The sequence below is a fragment of the Spiribacter salilacus genome (genome assembly GCF_009649225.1).
In the GTDB taxonomy this organism is placed as follows: domain Bacteria; phylum Pseudomonadota; class Gammaproteobacteria; order Nitrococcales; family Nitrococcaceae; genus Spiribacter; species Spiribacter salilacus.
In genome coordinates, this window is the sequence record NZ_WJPP01000003.1 from 266,812 (window position 1) to 281,559 (window position 14,748).

Sequence of the window (14,748 nt, forward strand, 5' to 3'; positions counted from 1 at the left end):
GAACCGTGGGCATTAACATCACGCTATTTGGGCAGATGATCACGTTTACCGTGTTCATTCTGTTCACGATGAAGTTTGTCTGGCCGCCCATCAAACAGGCGATGAGTGAGCGTGAAAAGCGCATTCAAGATGGCCTGGCGTCGGCTGAACGTGCCTCGCATGAGCTCGAACTCGCTAAAGAGCAAGGCGCAGCACACATTCGTGAAGCCAAAAATCAGGCGGCAGAGATCATTGAAAAGGCCAATCGCCAAGGGGCAAGCCTAGTTGATGAGGCTCGTGAAGAAGCACGAACAGTGGCTGAGCGTGAGCGTGTCGCGGCAGAAGCACGAATCGAGCAAGAGGTCTCTCAGGCTCGTGCTGCGCTTCGCCGAGAAGTCTCAGAGCTTGCCATTTTGGGTGCCAGCCGCATTTTAGAACGTGAGGTTGATCCTAAGGCGCATCAGCAGATGCTTGATCAACTGACTGAGCAGGTCTAAGGCACTGATATGGCGCAGATGATCACCGTTGCTCGACCTTACGCAGAGGCTGCCTTTGATTTGGCCCGCGATGACGGCACATTGCCGGCATGGGCAGATGGGCTGGCTATGGCCGCCCAAGTGGTGGCTGATGAGCGGGTTGAGCAAATTCTTGGCAGTCCGCGTGTCGATGCGGCAGCAAAGGCGGGGCTGATTATCGATGTGTGCGGTGATGCGCTGGATCAAAAGCAAAAAAACCTGATTCGGCTTCTAATCGAAAAAGGTCGCATTTTGGCACTGCCCGAAATTAGCCGGCAGTTTCACGCCCTACGAGAGCAGCATGAGCGGACCATTGAGGCCCAGCTTATTTCTGCTCAGCCTGTAGACGATGCGGCACGCAAGCGATTAGAAGCTGCGCTGTCCAAACAGCTCGACCGTCAGGTTACGCTGGAGACGGAAGTCGACGAAACACTCATCGGTGGCGCCATTGTGCGGGCCGGTGACCTGGTCATTGATGGTTCGGTGCGCGGCCGGTTGGCAAAACTGACCGGCGCCATAAGCCGTTAAGAGGAAAAGATGAGATGCAACTGAATCCAACGGAAATCAGCGAGCTTATCCGGCAGCGCATCGAAAGCTTCGAGGCGGTAGCGGAAGCGCGCAACGAAGGTACGATCGTGAGCGTGAGTGACGGCATTGTCCGCATTCATGGATTAAGCGATGCCATGCAGGGCGAAATGCTCGAATTCCCTGGCGATACCTACGGGATGGCGCTTAACTTAGAGCGCGACTCGGTGGGTGCCGTTATTTTAGGCGACTACTCACACTTAAGTGAGGGTGAGAGCGTTCGTACCACCGGCCGCATCCTTGAGGTGCCAATCGGTGAGGCATTGCTCGGTCGCGTGGTTAACGCACTGGGTGCGCCAATCGACGGTAAAGGCGCAATTCAAACCGACCAAACCGCGCCGGTGGAAAAAGTTGCCCCGGGTGTTATCGCCCGTCAGTCGGTTGACCAGCCGGTACAGACCGGTCTTAAGGCCATCGACTCGATGGTACCGGTGGGTCGTGGTCAGCGTGAGCTGATCATCGGTGACCGCCAAACGGGTAAAACCGCCGTTGCTGTTGATGCCATCATCAACCAAAAAGGCACCGGCATTAAGTGTATTTATGTGGCGGTGGGGCAGAAAGCCTCGTCCATTGCCAACGTGGTGCGCAAGCTTGAAGAGCACGGCGCGATGGACCACACCATCGTCGTGGCTGCTTCGGCCGCGGAATCGGCCGCGCTGCAATTTATTGCACCGTATGCCGGTTGCACCATGGGTGAATACTTCCGCGACCGCGGTGAAGATGCGCTGATCATTTATGATGATCTCTCTAAGCAGGCCGTGGCGTATCGTCAGGTGTCCTTGCTGCTGCGTCGTCCGCCGGGTCGTGAGGCCTTCCCGGGCGATGTTTTCTATCTCCACTCTCGGTTGCTTGAGCGCGCTGCGCGGATTAACGCCGACGAGGTAGAGCGCCTCACCAATGGTGAAGTCAAAGGCAAAACCGGTTCTCTAACGGCGCTGCCGATCATCGAAACGCAGGCTGGTGACGTCTCTGCCTTCGTGCCGACCAACGTGATTTCCATCACCGATGGCCAGATCTATCTGGAAACGGACCTGTTTAATGCCGGTATTCGTCCAGCCATTAACGCGGGCCTGTCGGTTTCTCGTGTGGGTGGTGCGGCACAGACCAAAATCATTAAAAAGCTTGGCGGTGGTATCCGTTTGGCGCTGGCTCAGTATCGTGAGCTTGCGGCATTCTCTCAGTTTGCTTCCGATTTGGATGAATCCACTCGTAAGCAGCTTGAGCGTGGTCAGCGTGCCATGGAAATCCTGAAGCAGGGCCAATATTCGCCAATGTCCGTCGCGTACATGGGTGTCTCATTGTATGCGCTCAACGAAGGCTATCTTGATGAGCTTGAGCTCAAACAGGTTGGGCCGTTTGAGGCAGCGCTGCATCAGTACATGGACAGCAACTTTGGTGAGCTAATGCGCACCATTGATGCCGACGGTAATTACGGTGACGACATCGCCGCTCAGCTGACCAAGGCACTTGATGATTTCAAGGCCAACGGTAGCTGGCAGGGCAAATAGGGCCAATCGGGGTATATCGGCATGTCCGGCGCAAAGGAAATACGCACACAGATCAAAAGCGTGAACAACACGCAGAAGATCACCACCGCAATGGAGATGGTTGCCGCCTCCAAAATGCGCGGTGCCCAGCAGCGCATGCGTCAGGCTCAGCCGTATGCTGAAAAAATGCGCCAAGTGATTGGGCATTTGGCACAGGCCAACCCCGATTACTCGCATCCGTTTTTGCAGCGTGGTGACGGCAATGCGTCCAGCGACGGCAAATCGGGAGCGGTGGGGTACATCATTATCTCCAGTGATCGTGGGCTTTGCGGCGGGCTCAATAACAACCTCTTTCGTGGGGTGCTACGTGAGCTGATGGCGCATCGTAAAGCCGGTGAAGAAGCACGGCTTTGTACGGTGGGCTCAAAAGCCATTCAGTTCTTTAGCCGGTTATCGGCGCCAATCATTGGTGAAGTGTCACAGCTTGGCGATACCCCGCGACTGCAGGACTTAATCGGTACGATTCGGGTCATGATGGATCAGTTTGAGGCGGGTGAAATCTCGCGAGTGCTCTTGTGTTACAACCGCTTTGTTAACACCATGACTCAAGCGCCGACCATGGAGCAGCTGCTGCCGCTGCCGCCGTCTGATGAGCCAGAGCTTGTCGAGCGCGGACACACTTGGGATTACATCTACGAGCCATCAGCCGAAGAAGCCTTAAGTTTATTGCTTGAGCGATACCTTGAATCGCTGGTGTATCAGGCCGTGGTTGAAAACATTGCTTGTGAGCAGGCCGCCCGAATGGTGGCCATGAAGTCTGCCTCAGACAACGCCGGTAAGCTGATTGATGAGCTCAATCTGGCCTACAACAAAGCGCGTCAGGCAGCCATTACTACTGAATTATCGGAAATTGTGGCCGGCGCAGAGGCGGTCTAAAAAGGTGTCGGCTAACAGGGGTCGGCAAAACAAACGGAATAACACGCTTTCGCGAAGAGGAACCGCGCTATGAGTTCAGGAAAGGTCGTACAGATCATCGGTGCCGTGGTGGACATTGAGTTCCCCCGTGACTCGGTACCGAAGGTCTATGACGCACTCCAGGTTGACGGTGAGGGTCTTGTGCTTGAGGTCCAGCAGCAAACCGGTGACGGTGTTGTGCGTACCATCGCCATGGGCACCACTGACGGGTTACAACGTGGCGTGAGTGTCACCAACACCGGCGCGCCGATTTCGGTGCCGGTGGGTGAAAAGACACTTGGCCGCATCATGAATGTGCTCGGTGAGCCTGTGGACGACGCCGGAGAAGTTGCCGCGGCGGAGCATTGGCCAATTCACCGCAAAGCGCCTTCCTACGAAGAGCAAGCCGGTTCCACCGAGTTGCTGGAAACCGGTATTAAGGTCATCGACCTGCTCTGCCCCTTCGCCAAAGGCGGTAAGGTTGGCTTGTTCGGCGGTGCTGGTGTTGGCAAAACCGTCAACATGATGGAACTCATTCGTAACATCGCTATCGAGCATTCCGGTTATTCCGTGTTTGCCGGTGTGGGTGAGCGTACGCGTGAGGGCAACGACTTCTACCACGAGATGAAAGAGTCGGACGTGCTCGATAAAGTGGCGCTGGTGTACGGGCAGATGAACGAGCCACCGGGCAACCGTCTGCGTGTTGCGCTAACGGGTCTGACCATGGCCGAATATTTCCGTGATGAAGGCCGCGACGTGCTGATGTTTATCGATAACATCTACCGTTACACGCTGGCCGGCGTTGAGGTGTCTGCTCTGCTTGGCCGTATGCCATCGGCGGTGGGCTATCAGCCAACATTGGCGGAGGAAATGGGTGTTCTTCAGGAGCGCATTACTTCCACCAGCAAAGGCTCAATCACCTCTATTCAGGCCGTTTATGTGCCAGCGGATGACTTGACTGACCCTTCGCCAGCCACCACGTTTGCTCACTTGGATGCCACGGTCGTGCTGTCGCGTTCTATCGCCGAGCTGGGTATCTACCCTGCCGTGGATCCGCTGGATTCTACCTCTCGTCAGCTCGACCCGCAGGTCGTTGGCCAAGAGCATTACGACACGGCTCAGGACGTACAGCAGGTGCTGCAGCGTTATAAAGAGCTACAAGACATCATCGCCATTTTGGGTATGGACGAGCTGTCTGAAGAGGACAAGCAGACGGTAACGCGCGCACGTAAAATTCAGCGATTCCTGTCGCAGCCATTCTTTGTGGCTGAGGTCTTCACCGGCTCCCCGGGTAAATACGTCTCCTTAAAAGAGACGATTCGTGGTTTCCGTGCCATTGTCGATGGTGAGCATGATGATCTGCCTGAGCAGGCGTTCTACATGGTCGGTAGCATCGATGAAGCCGTAGAGAAGGCGCGCAACCTTTAAGGTGGGTCCATTATGGCCATGACCATGCATATCGACATTGTGAGCGCAGAGGAGTCTATCCACTCGGGTACGGCATCTTTCATTATCGCTCGGGCTACCGGCGGCGAAGTGGGCATTTACCCGCGCCACTTGCCCATGCTTGTGCAGCTGCAGGCCGGTGAAGTCACCGTGCGAGATGAGTTCGATAACGAGCAGTTTTACTACGTCTCGGGCGGCACGATGGAAGTTCAGCCGCATGTGGTCACTATTTTGGCTGATGCCGCCGTTCGTGCAAAGGATATCGACGAGGCTGCGGCTGAAGACGCACGCCGTCGCGCCGAAGAGGCTTTGGCCAACCGCACGAGCGAAGTTGATTATGCTCGCGCTCAGGCTGAACTGATCGAGGCCGCCGCGCAGCTTCGAACCATTCAAAAACTCCGCAAAAACGCTCGCAGCTAGACCGGGTTGCAATTGGGTAGCCCAATTTCGCTTAGTGTCGTGATCCTCGCCGCTGGCGAGGGCAAGCGCATGCGCTCTGCCACCCCCAAAGTCCTCCACCCTATCGCCGGCAAACCCATGCTCGCGCACGTCCTCTCGGCCGCCACGGCCCTCAAGGGCCCCAACCCGGACATCCACAACTTGGACATCCACATTGTCTATGGCCACGCCGGCGACCAAGTGCGCGCTGCGATGGGTGTCTCGGACGCTGCGGTGGGTGTCTCGGATATGGTTGAATGGAAAAACGTGCCCGTTAATTGGGTTCACCAAGCTGAGCAGCTCGGTACCGGGCACGCGGTGGCGCAAGCCCTGCCCGGCATCCCGGACACCCACACCGTTTTGGTGCTTTGCGCTGATGTTCCATTAATTACCCCAGGCACACTCACGCGCCTCATCAACGCAGCTAATCCCAATGGCGCCCTTTTGACCGTCTGCCTCGAAAACCCGCATGGCTATGGTCGAGTGATCCGAGACACCCACAGTTCTGTAAGAGGTATCGTCGAAGAAAAGGACGCAACGGAAGCTCAGCGCCAAATGAAAGAGATCAACACGGGGGTTATGTGTTTACCAGCTAGCTCGCTGAAAACGTGGCTGTCTCAGTTAGATACAGATAATGCACAGGGCGAGTATTACTTGACCGACTGTGTGGCGATGGCGCACCAAGAAGGAAAGGCGCTTTCCTCTGTGTGCATCACCGATCCCGTTGAAGTTCAGGGGGTTAATGATAGAGCTCAGTTGGCTTTAGTCGAGCGGGCTTACCAAAGACGTCAAGCTGAAAGCCTGATGCGAGAACACGGCCTTGCTTTAGCTGACCCTAACCGCTTCGACTTGCGAGGCCACCTAAGCGTTGGCAAAGACTGCTTTGTCGATGTTGATGTCATCATCGAAGGGAACGTCACACTGGGCGATGGAGTCCGCATTGGGCCTTTCTGCCGTATCCAAGACACCCACATTGATTCTGCAAGCCAAATCCACGCCCATTGCGATATCCAAGACACCCACATCTCTAGCAACTGCAGTGTTGGGCCGTTCGCCCGCCTAAGACCTGGCACCAAGCTGGATCAGAACGCACGAATAGGTAACTTTGTAGAAACCAAGAAAGTGACTGTGGGGGAAGGAAGTAAGATTAATCACTTGTCATATATCGGTGACGCTACGTTAGGTGTGGGTGTCAATGTTGGTGCTGGCACCATTACCTGCAACTATGATGGTAAGCGCAAGTATGACACCCACATTGATGATCACGCGTTCATTGGATCCAACACCGCGCTCGTTGCACCGATTACTATTGGTAAGAGAGCTACCATTGGGGCTGGCAGCACACTGCGAGAAAGCGTACCACCTGATACGCTGGCGGTAGGGAACAAAGACACCCACCTTGTCCATAACTGGCGTGCCCGTTCCAAACCTTCAAAATCGGATTAGGGCTTGCAAATAGCCACCAGGAGATAGACGGATGTGCGGAATTGTTGGGGCAGTAGCGCAACGGGACGTCTCGGCGATCCTCATGGAAGGGCTGCGTCGGCTCGAATACCGGGGCTACGATTCGGCCGGTATGGTCATCCTAGACACCCACAGCAAAGCCCCCAAGCTCAAGCGTCACCGTGCCGTTGGCAAGGTCGCTATGCTAGATGAGGCGCAGCGAGCAGATCCGTTAGCTGGTGGAGTCGGTATCGCTCATACGCGCTGGGCTACGCATGGAGCGCCGACTGAGGAAAACGCTCATCCACACATGGCTCTCGATCAAGTTGCGATTGTTCACAACGGCATAATTGAAAATCACGCGGCGATTAGAGAGCGGCTTGAAGCGAAGGGCTATGTTTTTTCATCACAGACAGACACCGAATCTGTGGTGAATGCTATCCATGAGCGCCTAGACCACGGCGATCAACTGCTTGATGCCGTTCGTCATGTTGTTTGTGAGTTAGATGGAGCCTATGCGTTAGGCGTCGTTAGTCAAAACGAGCCAGATCGAATTGTTGCTGCGCGTTTGGGTAGCCCGCTGGTTATTGGTATTGGTATTGGCGAGCACTTTATTGCGTCTGATGTGGCCGCTTTACTGCCAGTCACACGTGATTTCATTTACCTTGAAGAAGGTGATATTGCGGAGATCTGCCGTGATCACCTCACCATCTATGCCGCAAATGGCGACAAAGTTACGCGTCCAGTAAAAACGACGGAGCTTTCCGCCGATGCGGCTGATCGAGGTGAATTTCGCCACTTTATGGCTAAAGAAATTCATGAACAACCTCGCGCAGTCGCAGAAACACTTGAGGCGCGCGTTAGTGAACAACGCGTTCTCCCGCAGGCTTTTGGCCCTGAAGCGACCGCCGTGCTCTCAAAAACGCAGCGTATTCAAATTGTTGCTTGCGGTACTAGCTTTCATGCTGGCATGGTGGCGCGGTATTGGTTTGAGAGCCTAGCCGGGCTGCCCTGCGACATAGAGGTTGCCAGCGAGTTTCGTTACCGTCCTCACGTGGTCGCAGACGGGACTTTGTTTGTGACGCTGTCGCAGTCGGGTGAAACAGCAGACACCCTGGCCGCGCTCAGAGAGGCCAAGCAAATGGGCTACTTGGCTACTCTGGCCATTTGCAACGTACCAGAAAGCTCACTTGTGAGGGAATCCGATCTTGCGATGATGACGCGAGCGGGGCCGGAAATCGGCGTGGCCTCCACAAAAGCGTTTGTTACACAGCTTGTCGCGCTCATGATTACTGTGATTGCCGCAGGTCGATTTCATGCCCTGCCAGAATCTATGGAAAGACGCCTAGTTGAGGCACTACGACATTTGCCTCGTCAAATTGAGGAAGTCTTGAGTTTAGAGCCCCAGATCAAAACGCTGGCAGAGCAATTTATTGACAAGCACCACAGCCTATTTCTTGGCCGCGGTATGCAATACCCAATCGCAATGGAAGGCGCGTTAAAACTCAAAGAAATCTCTTATATTCACGCTGAAGCCTACCCGGCCGGCGAGCTCAAACACGGTCCTTTGGCCTTGGTGGACTCAGAGATGCCGGTCATAGCCGTTGCGCCAAACGATGACCTCGTCGAAAAACTGCGCTCCAACCTTCATGAGGTCCAAGCCCGCGGCGGCCGTCTCATCATCTTTGCCGATCATGCGGTGCCTTTTGAACAAGACCAAGACACCCACGTTATTGTCATCCCTCCCATAGACGATTTAATCAGCCCTATTCTCTATACCGTACCGCTGCAGCTTCTTGCTTATCATGTGGCGGTTCTGAAGGGCACAGATGTTGATCAACCCCGTAACCTCGCTAAATCTGTGACGGTGGAGTGAGTGAAGTAACGCCAGTTACCCAGACACCCACGGCATCTACAGTATCTGCCTTAGCCGGGGTCTCCCTTTTACTGACAATTGTCATGGGTGCGGTTGGCATGCTGACTCAATGGGTGTCTTTGATGCCTGCGGGTGTTTTTGCCTGGGTGGCGGGTATTCTTCTTTGGCCTACGGTTGCTCGACAGTCGAAAATCCAAGTGACTGTCCTTTTAGGCGTTGGATTTAGCTTGATTGGATGGGTTGTAGCCCGGGGCGGTACAATACCATGGCAGCTTCTCATTAAAGGGAACGCCGGGCTGATAGCAATGTTGGCAGCTGTAAGTTTTTTGCAGCTAGCAGGGGCATCCAGCGCAACAGAAACCCAGGTTTATCCGCGTGGTCGGCGCGCTCTATGGCAAACCCTACTGGGCGTGCACTTCGTTGGTGCTGTCATCAATTTATCCACCGTTTTTATCATGGCAAGAGCGCTAGCTTTAAAAGGCCACCTTGAGCACCGCCACTATATTTCATTATCCAGGCTGTTTGGGGCGGCCGCTTTCTGGTCGCCCTTTTTTGCCTCAATGGCTGCGGCCCTGATTTATGCGCCGGGAGCTAAGCTGACCTCGCTAATACTCTTCGGACTGCCACTAGCCGCGATTAGCCTTTTGCTGACCGTTCACGATGTTAGCGCTGTGGGTGTCAAAGATTTCAGGGGCTACCCGGTTAGCGTCTCTAGCCTATGGATGCCGGGGTTTCTGGCAATATTTATTCTCTCTGTGCACGCAATAGACTCGAATATCTCAATTCTTGGGCTCATTGCGGCTTTAGTGCCAGCGGTCTGCGTAGCAGTCATTTTTTTGCGTGGTTTTAAAGGAAATAAAGAAACCGAGACACCCACACCACTCAGAACACTCCATCGCCACATCACTATTAATCTGCCCAAAATGAGCCCTGAGTTGTCGTTATTTCTTGGCGCTGGCGTGATGGCTGCCGGAATCGCAACCGTGGTTACAGAATTTGAACTGGGGTTTCCTGTTTCAAATTTTGGAGGCTTAGAAGCCGCGCTGTTACTGACTACACTCGTATTGGCCTCAATGGTGGGTGTCCATCCAATTATCGGCGTTGCAGCCGCTTCCCCCATTATTTTGCCTATTGGGCCTGATCCGAGTTTGCTTGCTTCCACGTTCTTAGCCGCATGGGGTATTGGGGTGGCGGCCAGCCCTCTGTCGGGAATGAATTTGGCGCTGCAGGGCAGCTTTTCTATGAGGATGTCCGATATTCTGCGCTGGAATGGACGGTATGCAGTCTTAATGGTGCTTGCCGCCGGGTTCCTACTGCAACTGCACCCAGCGGCCTAAACATTTCATTTTACTACGGAACCCGTAATTTAAGATTTACCGGCTGTAAAACCACCATCTGCGAGTAAATCAGCACCTGTGATGAAGCTGGCTTCGTCACTCAACAGGAATGTTGCGGCATTAGCAATTTCATGTGGTTCGCCTAGCCGACCGATAGGGTGCAGGGTTTGTAAAAAGTCGAGGGTTTCTTTGTCTAAAGCTTCAAGAATGGGGGTTCTTACATAACCAGGTGAGACACTATTTACCCTAATTCCGTCTCCTGCATGCTCGATGGCGAGCGTTCTGGTCAAATTAAGGACCGCACCTTTAGTCGCGCTGTAGGCTGCTGTCTGAGACTGTCCAAAATGACCCAAAATAGAGGCGCAATTCACAATGCTGCCGCTGCCTTGTTGTTTCATTCTCGCAAGTGCGGCACGGGCAATTTTAAATACCCCTGTTAGGTTAATATCGACAACGCGTTGCCAGTCATCGTCTTTATAGTCGATTGCCGAGCACACAGCACCAATACCGGCATTATTAAACACGCCATCCACGCCACAGAATTGCTCAGTTAAGTTAAATAGCTCGTCAACTGAACCGGTGTCAGTGACATCTGTTGAGCAGAATCGCACAAACTCTTTGCCAATTTCTTGCTCAAGTAGACGACCTTTGGTGTCGTCGATATCGGCAATAACAACCTTCGCTCCGTCGCGCACAAGGCGCCTGACCGTTGCTTCACCGATACCGCTAGCGCCGCCAGTTACAACCACGCCTTTCTCATCAAATCTCATATAACCCTCTGTTATCTATCCGATAATTTCTTTTCCGACTTGGAGCCTTGATCCAATAGGATCGACATTCTCTCGGCTTCACGCTGAGCCGTGATTAAGTCGGTCACATCATATTGGGCACCCAAGTAGTAAAGGAGGTTCCCTTGTGAATCACGCAGCGGCTGAATCGTAAGTTGGTTATAAAAAAGTTCGCCATTTTTCTTGTAATTACGAAGCAGCACTTTGGTATCGCTATGGTTTTTAAGTGCTTCACGAATCTCCTCAAGGCCTTCCTGGTCGCGATCATCACCATGTAAAAAGCGACAATTTCGACCAATGATCTCGTCGAGGTCATATCCGGTCATTTCACAAAAAACACCGTTTGCGAAAACGATAGGATTATCTGGCTGCTCAGGATCTGAGAGCGTTATTCCATTAACACAGGTATCAAGAATTTGAGTGAGAACACTCGGGATGATGCAAGGGTCTTTTTCTGGATTAAACTGCATTTTTTAGGCTCCATTCTTGCCTACTAAAGTCGCTGCCTGTCCAATTAGCGAGGTTCATGTGGAACCTCTGATTCGATCAGGCCCTTAATATTTCGAGTAACACGCGTCACCCCTTCTTGGACGGCATACCGAATAAGCTTTTCGAAAGGCTTAAACGCAAAGCCGAGTTTGCCAAGCTCAAAAGAGAAGATTAAGGTCGTGCCGGCGTCGGCGGTGCTATCTAAGCTGAAATCAATAAAGTAAGGATCTTTTATACCGCGAAACGCCACACGCGAGGGTGGGCTAATATCTACCACTTCAAAGTCAGTTTGTGTCCGCCGTCCTTGATCAACGCGAACTTGACGTGCACGCCAGCCAAGTCGCATCGGCCCAGCTGACAGCGCCTCAAGCCGCTTAACCTCTGGTGACCAGCGCGGGTAATTGACTAAAAAATCATCAACAATGAACGAATAGACCAACGTTGGTGGCCGGTCGATATCAATGCTTGCGCTAGTTTTAACCACTTTTGCAACCTCTTGCATGGTGAGAGGTGGTCTTAAAGAGTTTCCTAGACATCCACAGTACTTATGCCGCACCTTAACCTGAACTACAGCCAAGGTGAAGATGATCATGAACAAGTTGCTGATTCACTTCTGCACAATTTTTGTGTTTCTGGGTTGTTTGGGAGTAAGTGTGGATGTCCGGGCTTCTGGTCCTGCCGAACAAGTGGTCTACGCCCAGCTCGAGGCGCTCCAGCGGTGGGATGGAAGGGGGGTTGACGAGGCATTAAGGGAGGTTTGGGACCGAGCCCATCCCGAAAATCAAAAAATGACGGGGCCGATTGATCGATTTGCGCGACTGCTAACCGCACCAGGCTATCAGCCACTAATCGGCCATCAGACACACGAAGTCGTTCCGTTTGAGCGAAATCGCAGCGACAAGGGTGATGCCGGGATAGCTACCTTTTCTGTGATCGTGCTTGCGACGGATGGCCTACTTTATGGGTTTGTTTGGCAGCTTGGTCGTGTTGAATTGCCAGACGGAAAGGCATGGATGACCCTGAGTGTATCGCCAGCAAGATCAACAGGAAAGCAGCTCTCCAAGGTATTTATGCCGATGAAAAAAGCTGTTTCCCTGCGCTAATGCCCCACAGGCGCGAGAGTTTAAATTTCTTCGCTGCAGCTTTAATCTCGGAGCTCGGGCCGATAGCGGTACGAAAGCCCTTCTCCTGGCGGCGTATATATCGAACATACCCGGCTGGTTTAATGCCGAGGCGTTTGAGCAGAGGCGGCAGATCTGGCGGTATAGAGCCTGGCTTGTCTGGGTGCAATGACCGCCCGCTGTAGTCAACGAGCTCTAAATACCTTGCGAGCGTACACCCTTCGATACCGTTTTGAACCTGACCTTCAGTGTAGCCGGCGATGGGCTCAAGTTCTCTTTCGTGAGCGGGCTTCCTGGCAACTGCACTGTCTATCGCCTGATGGATTCGTTCTTTTACCGAAGTAAAGTCAGACTCCTCTGGCGTGTTTGCGATACCCGCCCGAATTGGGTTTAGATCCACGTAGGCCATCGCGCTAAGGACCGAGGCGGCTGTTAAAAGTGCCTGACTCTTGAACCTTCCCTCCCAGAACCGACCGGTTACATTGTCCTCATTGTTAGCAAGACGAGCGATCGGCTCATTGAGTGCGCGCATAAACCAAGACAAGCTGGCTAATCGTTTGCGGTACTCGGCAATGACCGGTTGTAAGCCGGTGTACTCCGCATGGGTGAGCAGCTCACCCTTGGCAAATCGCTTAACGACGTCTGGCCCCCCAAATGCCTTGCGCCAGCGATTAACAATGTCTCGGTCTCTCCAGCGATTTGGCGCGTCTGGGTTAACCTTGATCACTAAGTGAAAGTGGTTTGACATCACCGCGTAGGCATAGATTTCAATGGCAAAAACGGAGGACAGTAATTTGATGCGCCTCTCAATCCAGTGCCGGCGATGGGAGAAATCGCGCCCAAGCGTCCGGTCAAATCCGCATAAAAATTGCTGTCGAACACAGCGTGAGATCACGTGATAATAGGGTGTGACCTCGGGGTTTACGAGGCGATATCGGGGCGCAGGCATCAGATTCCTCCTGTACGCTGGTCATTGAAATGATGGTGCTTAGACGCTATCTAGCCTGCATAAAAATTATTGCGAAAGATGTGATCTACATCCCAAAAAAAGGGTGAGCTACTTATGAGCCAGCAATACGTTTTCCCTCCCGCTGAGCGTTGGACTATTCCAACGACTGAGGGTCAAGGTTTTCCCGTCCGGCGCGTTTACTGTGTTGGGCGAAACTATGCCGCGCACGCAATAGAAATGGGCCATGACCCAAATGCAGAGCCGCCTTTTTTCTTTCAAAAAAATCCGGAAAACTTAGATTCCTCAGGATCTTTTCCCTATCCGCAGCAAAGCGAAGATGTTCATCATGAGGTGGAGCTGCTCGTTGCTTTGCAAAGCGGGGGTGTGGGTGTCTGCGTTGAAGATGCGTTGGATATGGTGTGGGGCTACGCGCCTGCATTAGATATGACATGTCGAGACCTCCAAGCAGATGCAAAAAAGAGGGGTAGACCGTGGGTGTCTGCTAAAGCTTTTGAATCATCTGCCCCATGCGGCTTGCTGGTACCGGCACAGACAACCGGACAACCAAGTACCGGAGCAATCACTTTAGATGTGAATGGTGATCGGCGACAGGAAGGAGATTTAAGTCAGTTAATTTGGAAGGTGCCAGAGGTGATTTCTTTTTTGTCTCGTCAGTTTGCGCTGGCAGCCGGAGACGTCATTTTAACGGGAACGCCCGCGGGCGTAGGCCCAGTCCAAAGAGGAGATGAGCTAGTGGCAAGCGTAGAGGGTGTAGGCGCGTTTTCTGTGCGTGTCTACTAAACGTCTATTAAACGCTATTAAACCCACATGGTGGTGGCGCCATATGAAGCACCACCACCGTGTGCAAGATTGGTTTTTAAACTAGGCCAGCGCGGTGCTAACGCTTATATTGCCTTTAGTTGCGTATGAATAAGGGCACACAACATGTGCCTTGCCAACCAACTCTTCGGCTTGCGCCTTGTCTATCCCAGGGATGTTTACTGTTAAATCGACTGCGATAGTGAACCCCTCGCCATCATCTCGCTTGCCCAAGGCAACCGTTGCTGTGACAGTGGTTTCGGCTGGTATTGCAATGCCTTCTTGGCCACCCACAAACTGCATGGCACCTAAGAAGCAGGCTGAATATCCACAAGCAAATAGCTGCTCAGGGTTGGTGCCATCACCGCCTGGGCCACCAAGCTCCTTAGGTGGAGTTAGCTTGACATCCAAAGCGCCGCCTTCGATGGACGCGTGACCTTGGCGTCCGCCTGTTGCCGTACCCGTTGTTTTGTACATTACTTCCATCGATAGCTCCTTTGCTGGTTTGATCTAAGAAAGTGA

The 14,748-nt window shown here is 53.2% G+C and carries 16 protein-coding genes; 11 read left to right on the top strand and 5 right to left on the bottom strand.

Annotated features, from left to right (window positions below):
• Positions 1-5: 5 nt before the first annotated feature.
• The 9 genes from GH984_RS06825 to GH984_RS06865 all read left to right on the top strand — a co-directional run bounded on the left by GH984_RS06825 (position 6) and on the right by GH984_RS06865 (position 10,060).
• Positions 6-476: a F0F1 ATP synthase subunit B gene (locus tag GH984_RS06825; RefSeq protein ID WP_369691981.1), complete on the top strand. Its 471-nt coding sequence runs from the start codon at positions 6-8 to the stop codon at positions 474-476.
• Between the two features lie 9 nt (positions 477-485).
• A complete protein-coding gene (locus GH984_RS06830) occupies positions 486-1,022 on the top strand; it encodes a F0F1 ATP synthase subunit delta (protein ID WP_153719459.1) in 537 nt (178 codons plus the stop codon).
• A 14-nt stretch (positions 1,023-1,036) separates the two neighbouring features.
• Positions 1,037-2,587 (top strand): F0F1 ATP synthase subunit alpha, encoded by a 1,551-nt coding sequence (gene atpA, locus GH984_RS06835; protein WP_153719460.1) that lies wholly within the window; start codon positions 1,037-1,039, stop codon positions 2,585-2,587.
• A gap of 21 nt (positions 2,588-2,608) precedes the next feature.
• On the top strand, positions 2,609-3,502 hold the full coding sequence (atpG, locus tag GH984_RS06840) for a F0F1 ATP synthase subunit gamma (RefSeq protein ID WP_153719461.1): 894 nt from the start codon (positions 2,609-2,611) through the stop codon (positions 3,500-3,502).
• A 69-nt stretch (positions 3,503-3,571) separates the two neighbouring features.
• Complete coding sequence (gene atpD / locus GH984_RS06845) at positions 3,572-4,948, top strand: F0F1 ATP synthase subunit beta (RefSeq protein WP_153719462.1); 1,377 nt, start codon at positions 3,572-3,574, stop codon at positions 4,946-4,948.
• A 12-nt stretch (positions 4,949-4,960) separates the two neighbouring features.
• Entirely contained in the window at positions 4,961-5,386 is a 426-nt protein-coding gene (locus GH984_RS06850; protein ID WP_153719463.1) for a F0F1 ATP synthase subunit epsilon, read from the top strand.
• A 12-nt stretch (positions 5,387-5,398) separates the two neighbouring features.
• Positions 5,399-6,850, top strand: a complete 1,452-nt coding sequence (gene glmU / locus GH984_RS06855) for a bifunctional UDP-N-acetylglucosamine diphosphorylase/glucosamine-1-phosphate N-acetyltransferase GlmU (RefSeq protein WP_253939151.1) — start codon at positions 5,399-5,401, stop codon at positions 6,848-6,850.
• A gap of 31 nt (positions 6,851-6,881) precedes the next feature.
• Complete coding sequence (gene glmS / locus GH984_RS06860; protein ID WP_153719464.1) at positions 6,882-8,723, top strand: glutamine--fructose-6-phosphate transaminase (isomerizing); 1,842 nt, start codon at positions 6,882-6,884, stop codon at positions 8,721-8,723.
• Positions 8,720-10,060, top strand: a complete 1,341-nt coding sequence (locus GH984_RS06865) for a hypothetical protein (RefSeq protein ID WP_153719465.1) — start codon at positions 8,720-8,722, stop codon at positions 10,058-10,060. The genes glmS and GH984_RS06865 overlap by 4 nt, the downstream gene beginning before the upstream one ends.
• A 29-nt stretch (positions 10,061-10,089) precedes the next feature.
• On the opposite strand, the gene GH984_RS06870 is transcribed toward GH984_RS06865, so the two are convergent.
• From GH984_RS06870 to GH984_RS06880, 3 genes are read right to left on the bottom strand one after another with little or no spacing between them, the layout of a single operon-like run.
• The gene (locus GH984_RS06870; protein WP_153719466.1) at positions 10,090-10,830 is read right to left on the bottom strand and encodes an SDR family NAD(P)-dependent oxidoreductase; all 741 of its coding nucleotides are present in this window, start codon (positions 10,828-10,830) and stop codon (positions 10,090-10,092) included.
• An 11-nt stretch (positions 10,831-10,841) separates the two neighbouring features.
• Positions 10,842-11,318, bottom strand: a complete 477-nt coding sequence (locus tag GH984_RS06875) for a PAS domain-containing protein (protein ID WP_153719467.1) — start codon at positions 11,316-11,318, stop codon at positions 10,842-10,844.
• 44 nt (positions 11,319-11,362) lie between these two features.
• Positions 11,363-11,821, bottom strand: coding sequence for an SRPBCC family protein (locus GH984_RS06880; RefSeq protein ID WP_369691983.1), 459 nt, complete (start codon positions 11,819-11,821; stop codon positions 11,363-11,365).
• 106 nt (positions 11,822-11,927) lie between these two features.
• Between GH984_RS06880 and GH984_RS06885 the strand changes: the two genes are divergently transcribed.
• Positions 11,928-12,440, top strand: a complete 513-nt coding sequence (locus GH984_RS06885) for a DUF4864 domain-containing protein (RefSeq protein ID WP_153719469.1) — start codon at positions 11,928-11,930, stop codon at positions 12,438-12,440.
• Here the strand turns inward: GH984_RS06885 and GH984_RS06890 are convergent.
• Positions 12,406-13,407: a transposase gene (locus GH984_RS06890; RefSeq protein ID WP_153719470.1), complete on the bottom strand. Its 1,002-nt coding sequence runs from the start codon at positions 13,405-13,407 to the stop codon at positions 12,406-12,408. The two genes, GH984_RS06885 and GH984_RS06890, sit on opposite strands and share 35 nt — an antisense overlap.
• A 114-nt stretch (positions 13,408-13,521) precedes the next feature.
• On the opposite strand from GH984_RS06890, the gene GH984_RS06895 reads away from it, so the two are divergent.
• Complete coding sequence (locus tag GH984_RS06895) at positions 13,522-14,208, top strand: fumarylacetoacetate hydrolase family protein (protein WP_153719471.1); 687 nt, start codon at positions 13,522-13,524, stop codon at positions 14,206-14,208.
• 81 nt (positions 14,209-14,289) lie between these two features.
• Here GH984_RS06895 and GH984_RS06900 read toward each other — a convergent pair whose 3' ends face one another.
• Positions 14,290-14,712, bottom strand: a complete 423-nt coding sequence (locus GH984_RS06900; protein WP_153719472.1) for an organic hydroperoxide resistance protein — start codon at positions 14,710-14,712, stop codon at positions 14,290-14,292.
• Positions 14,713-14,748 lie beyond the last annotated feature (36 nt).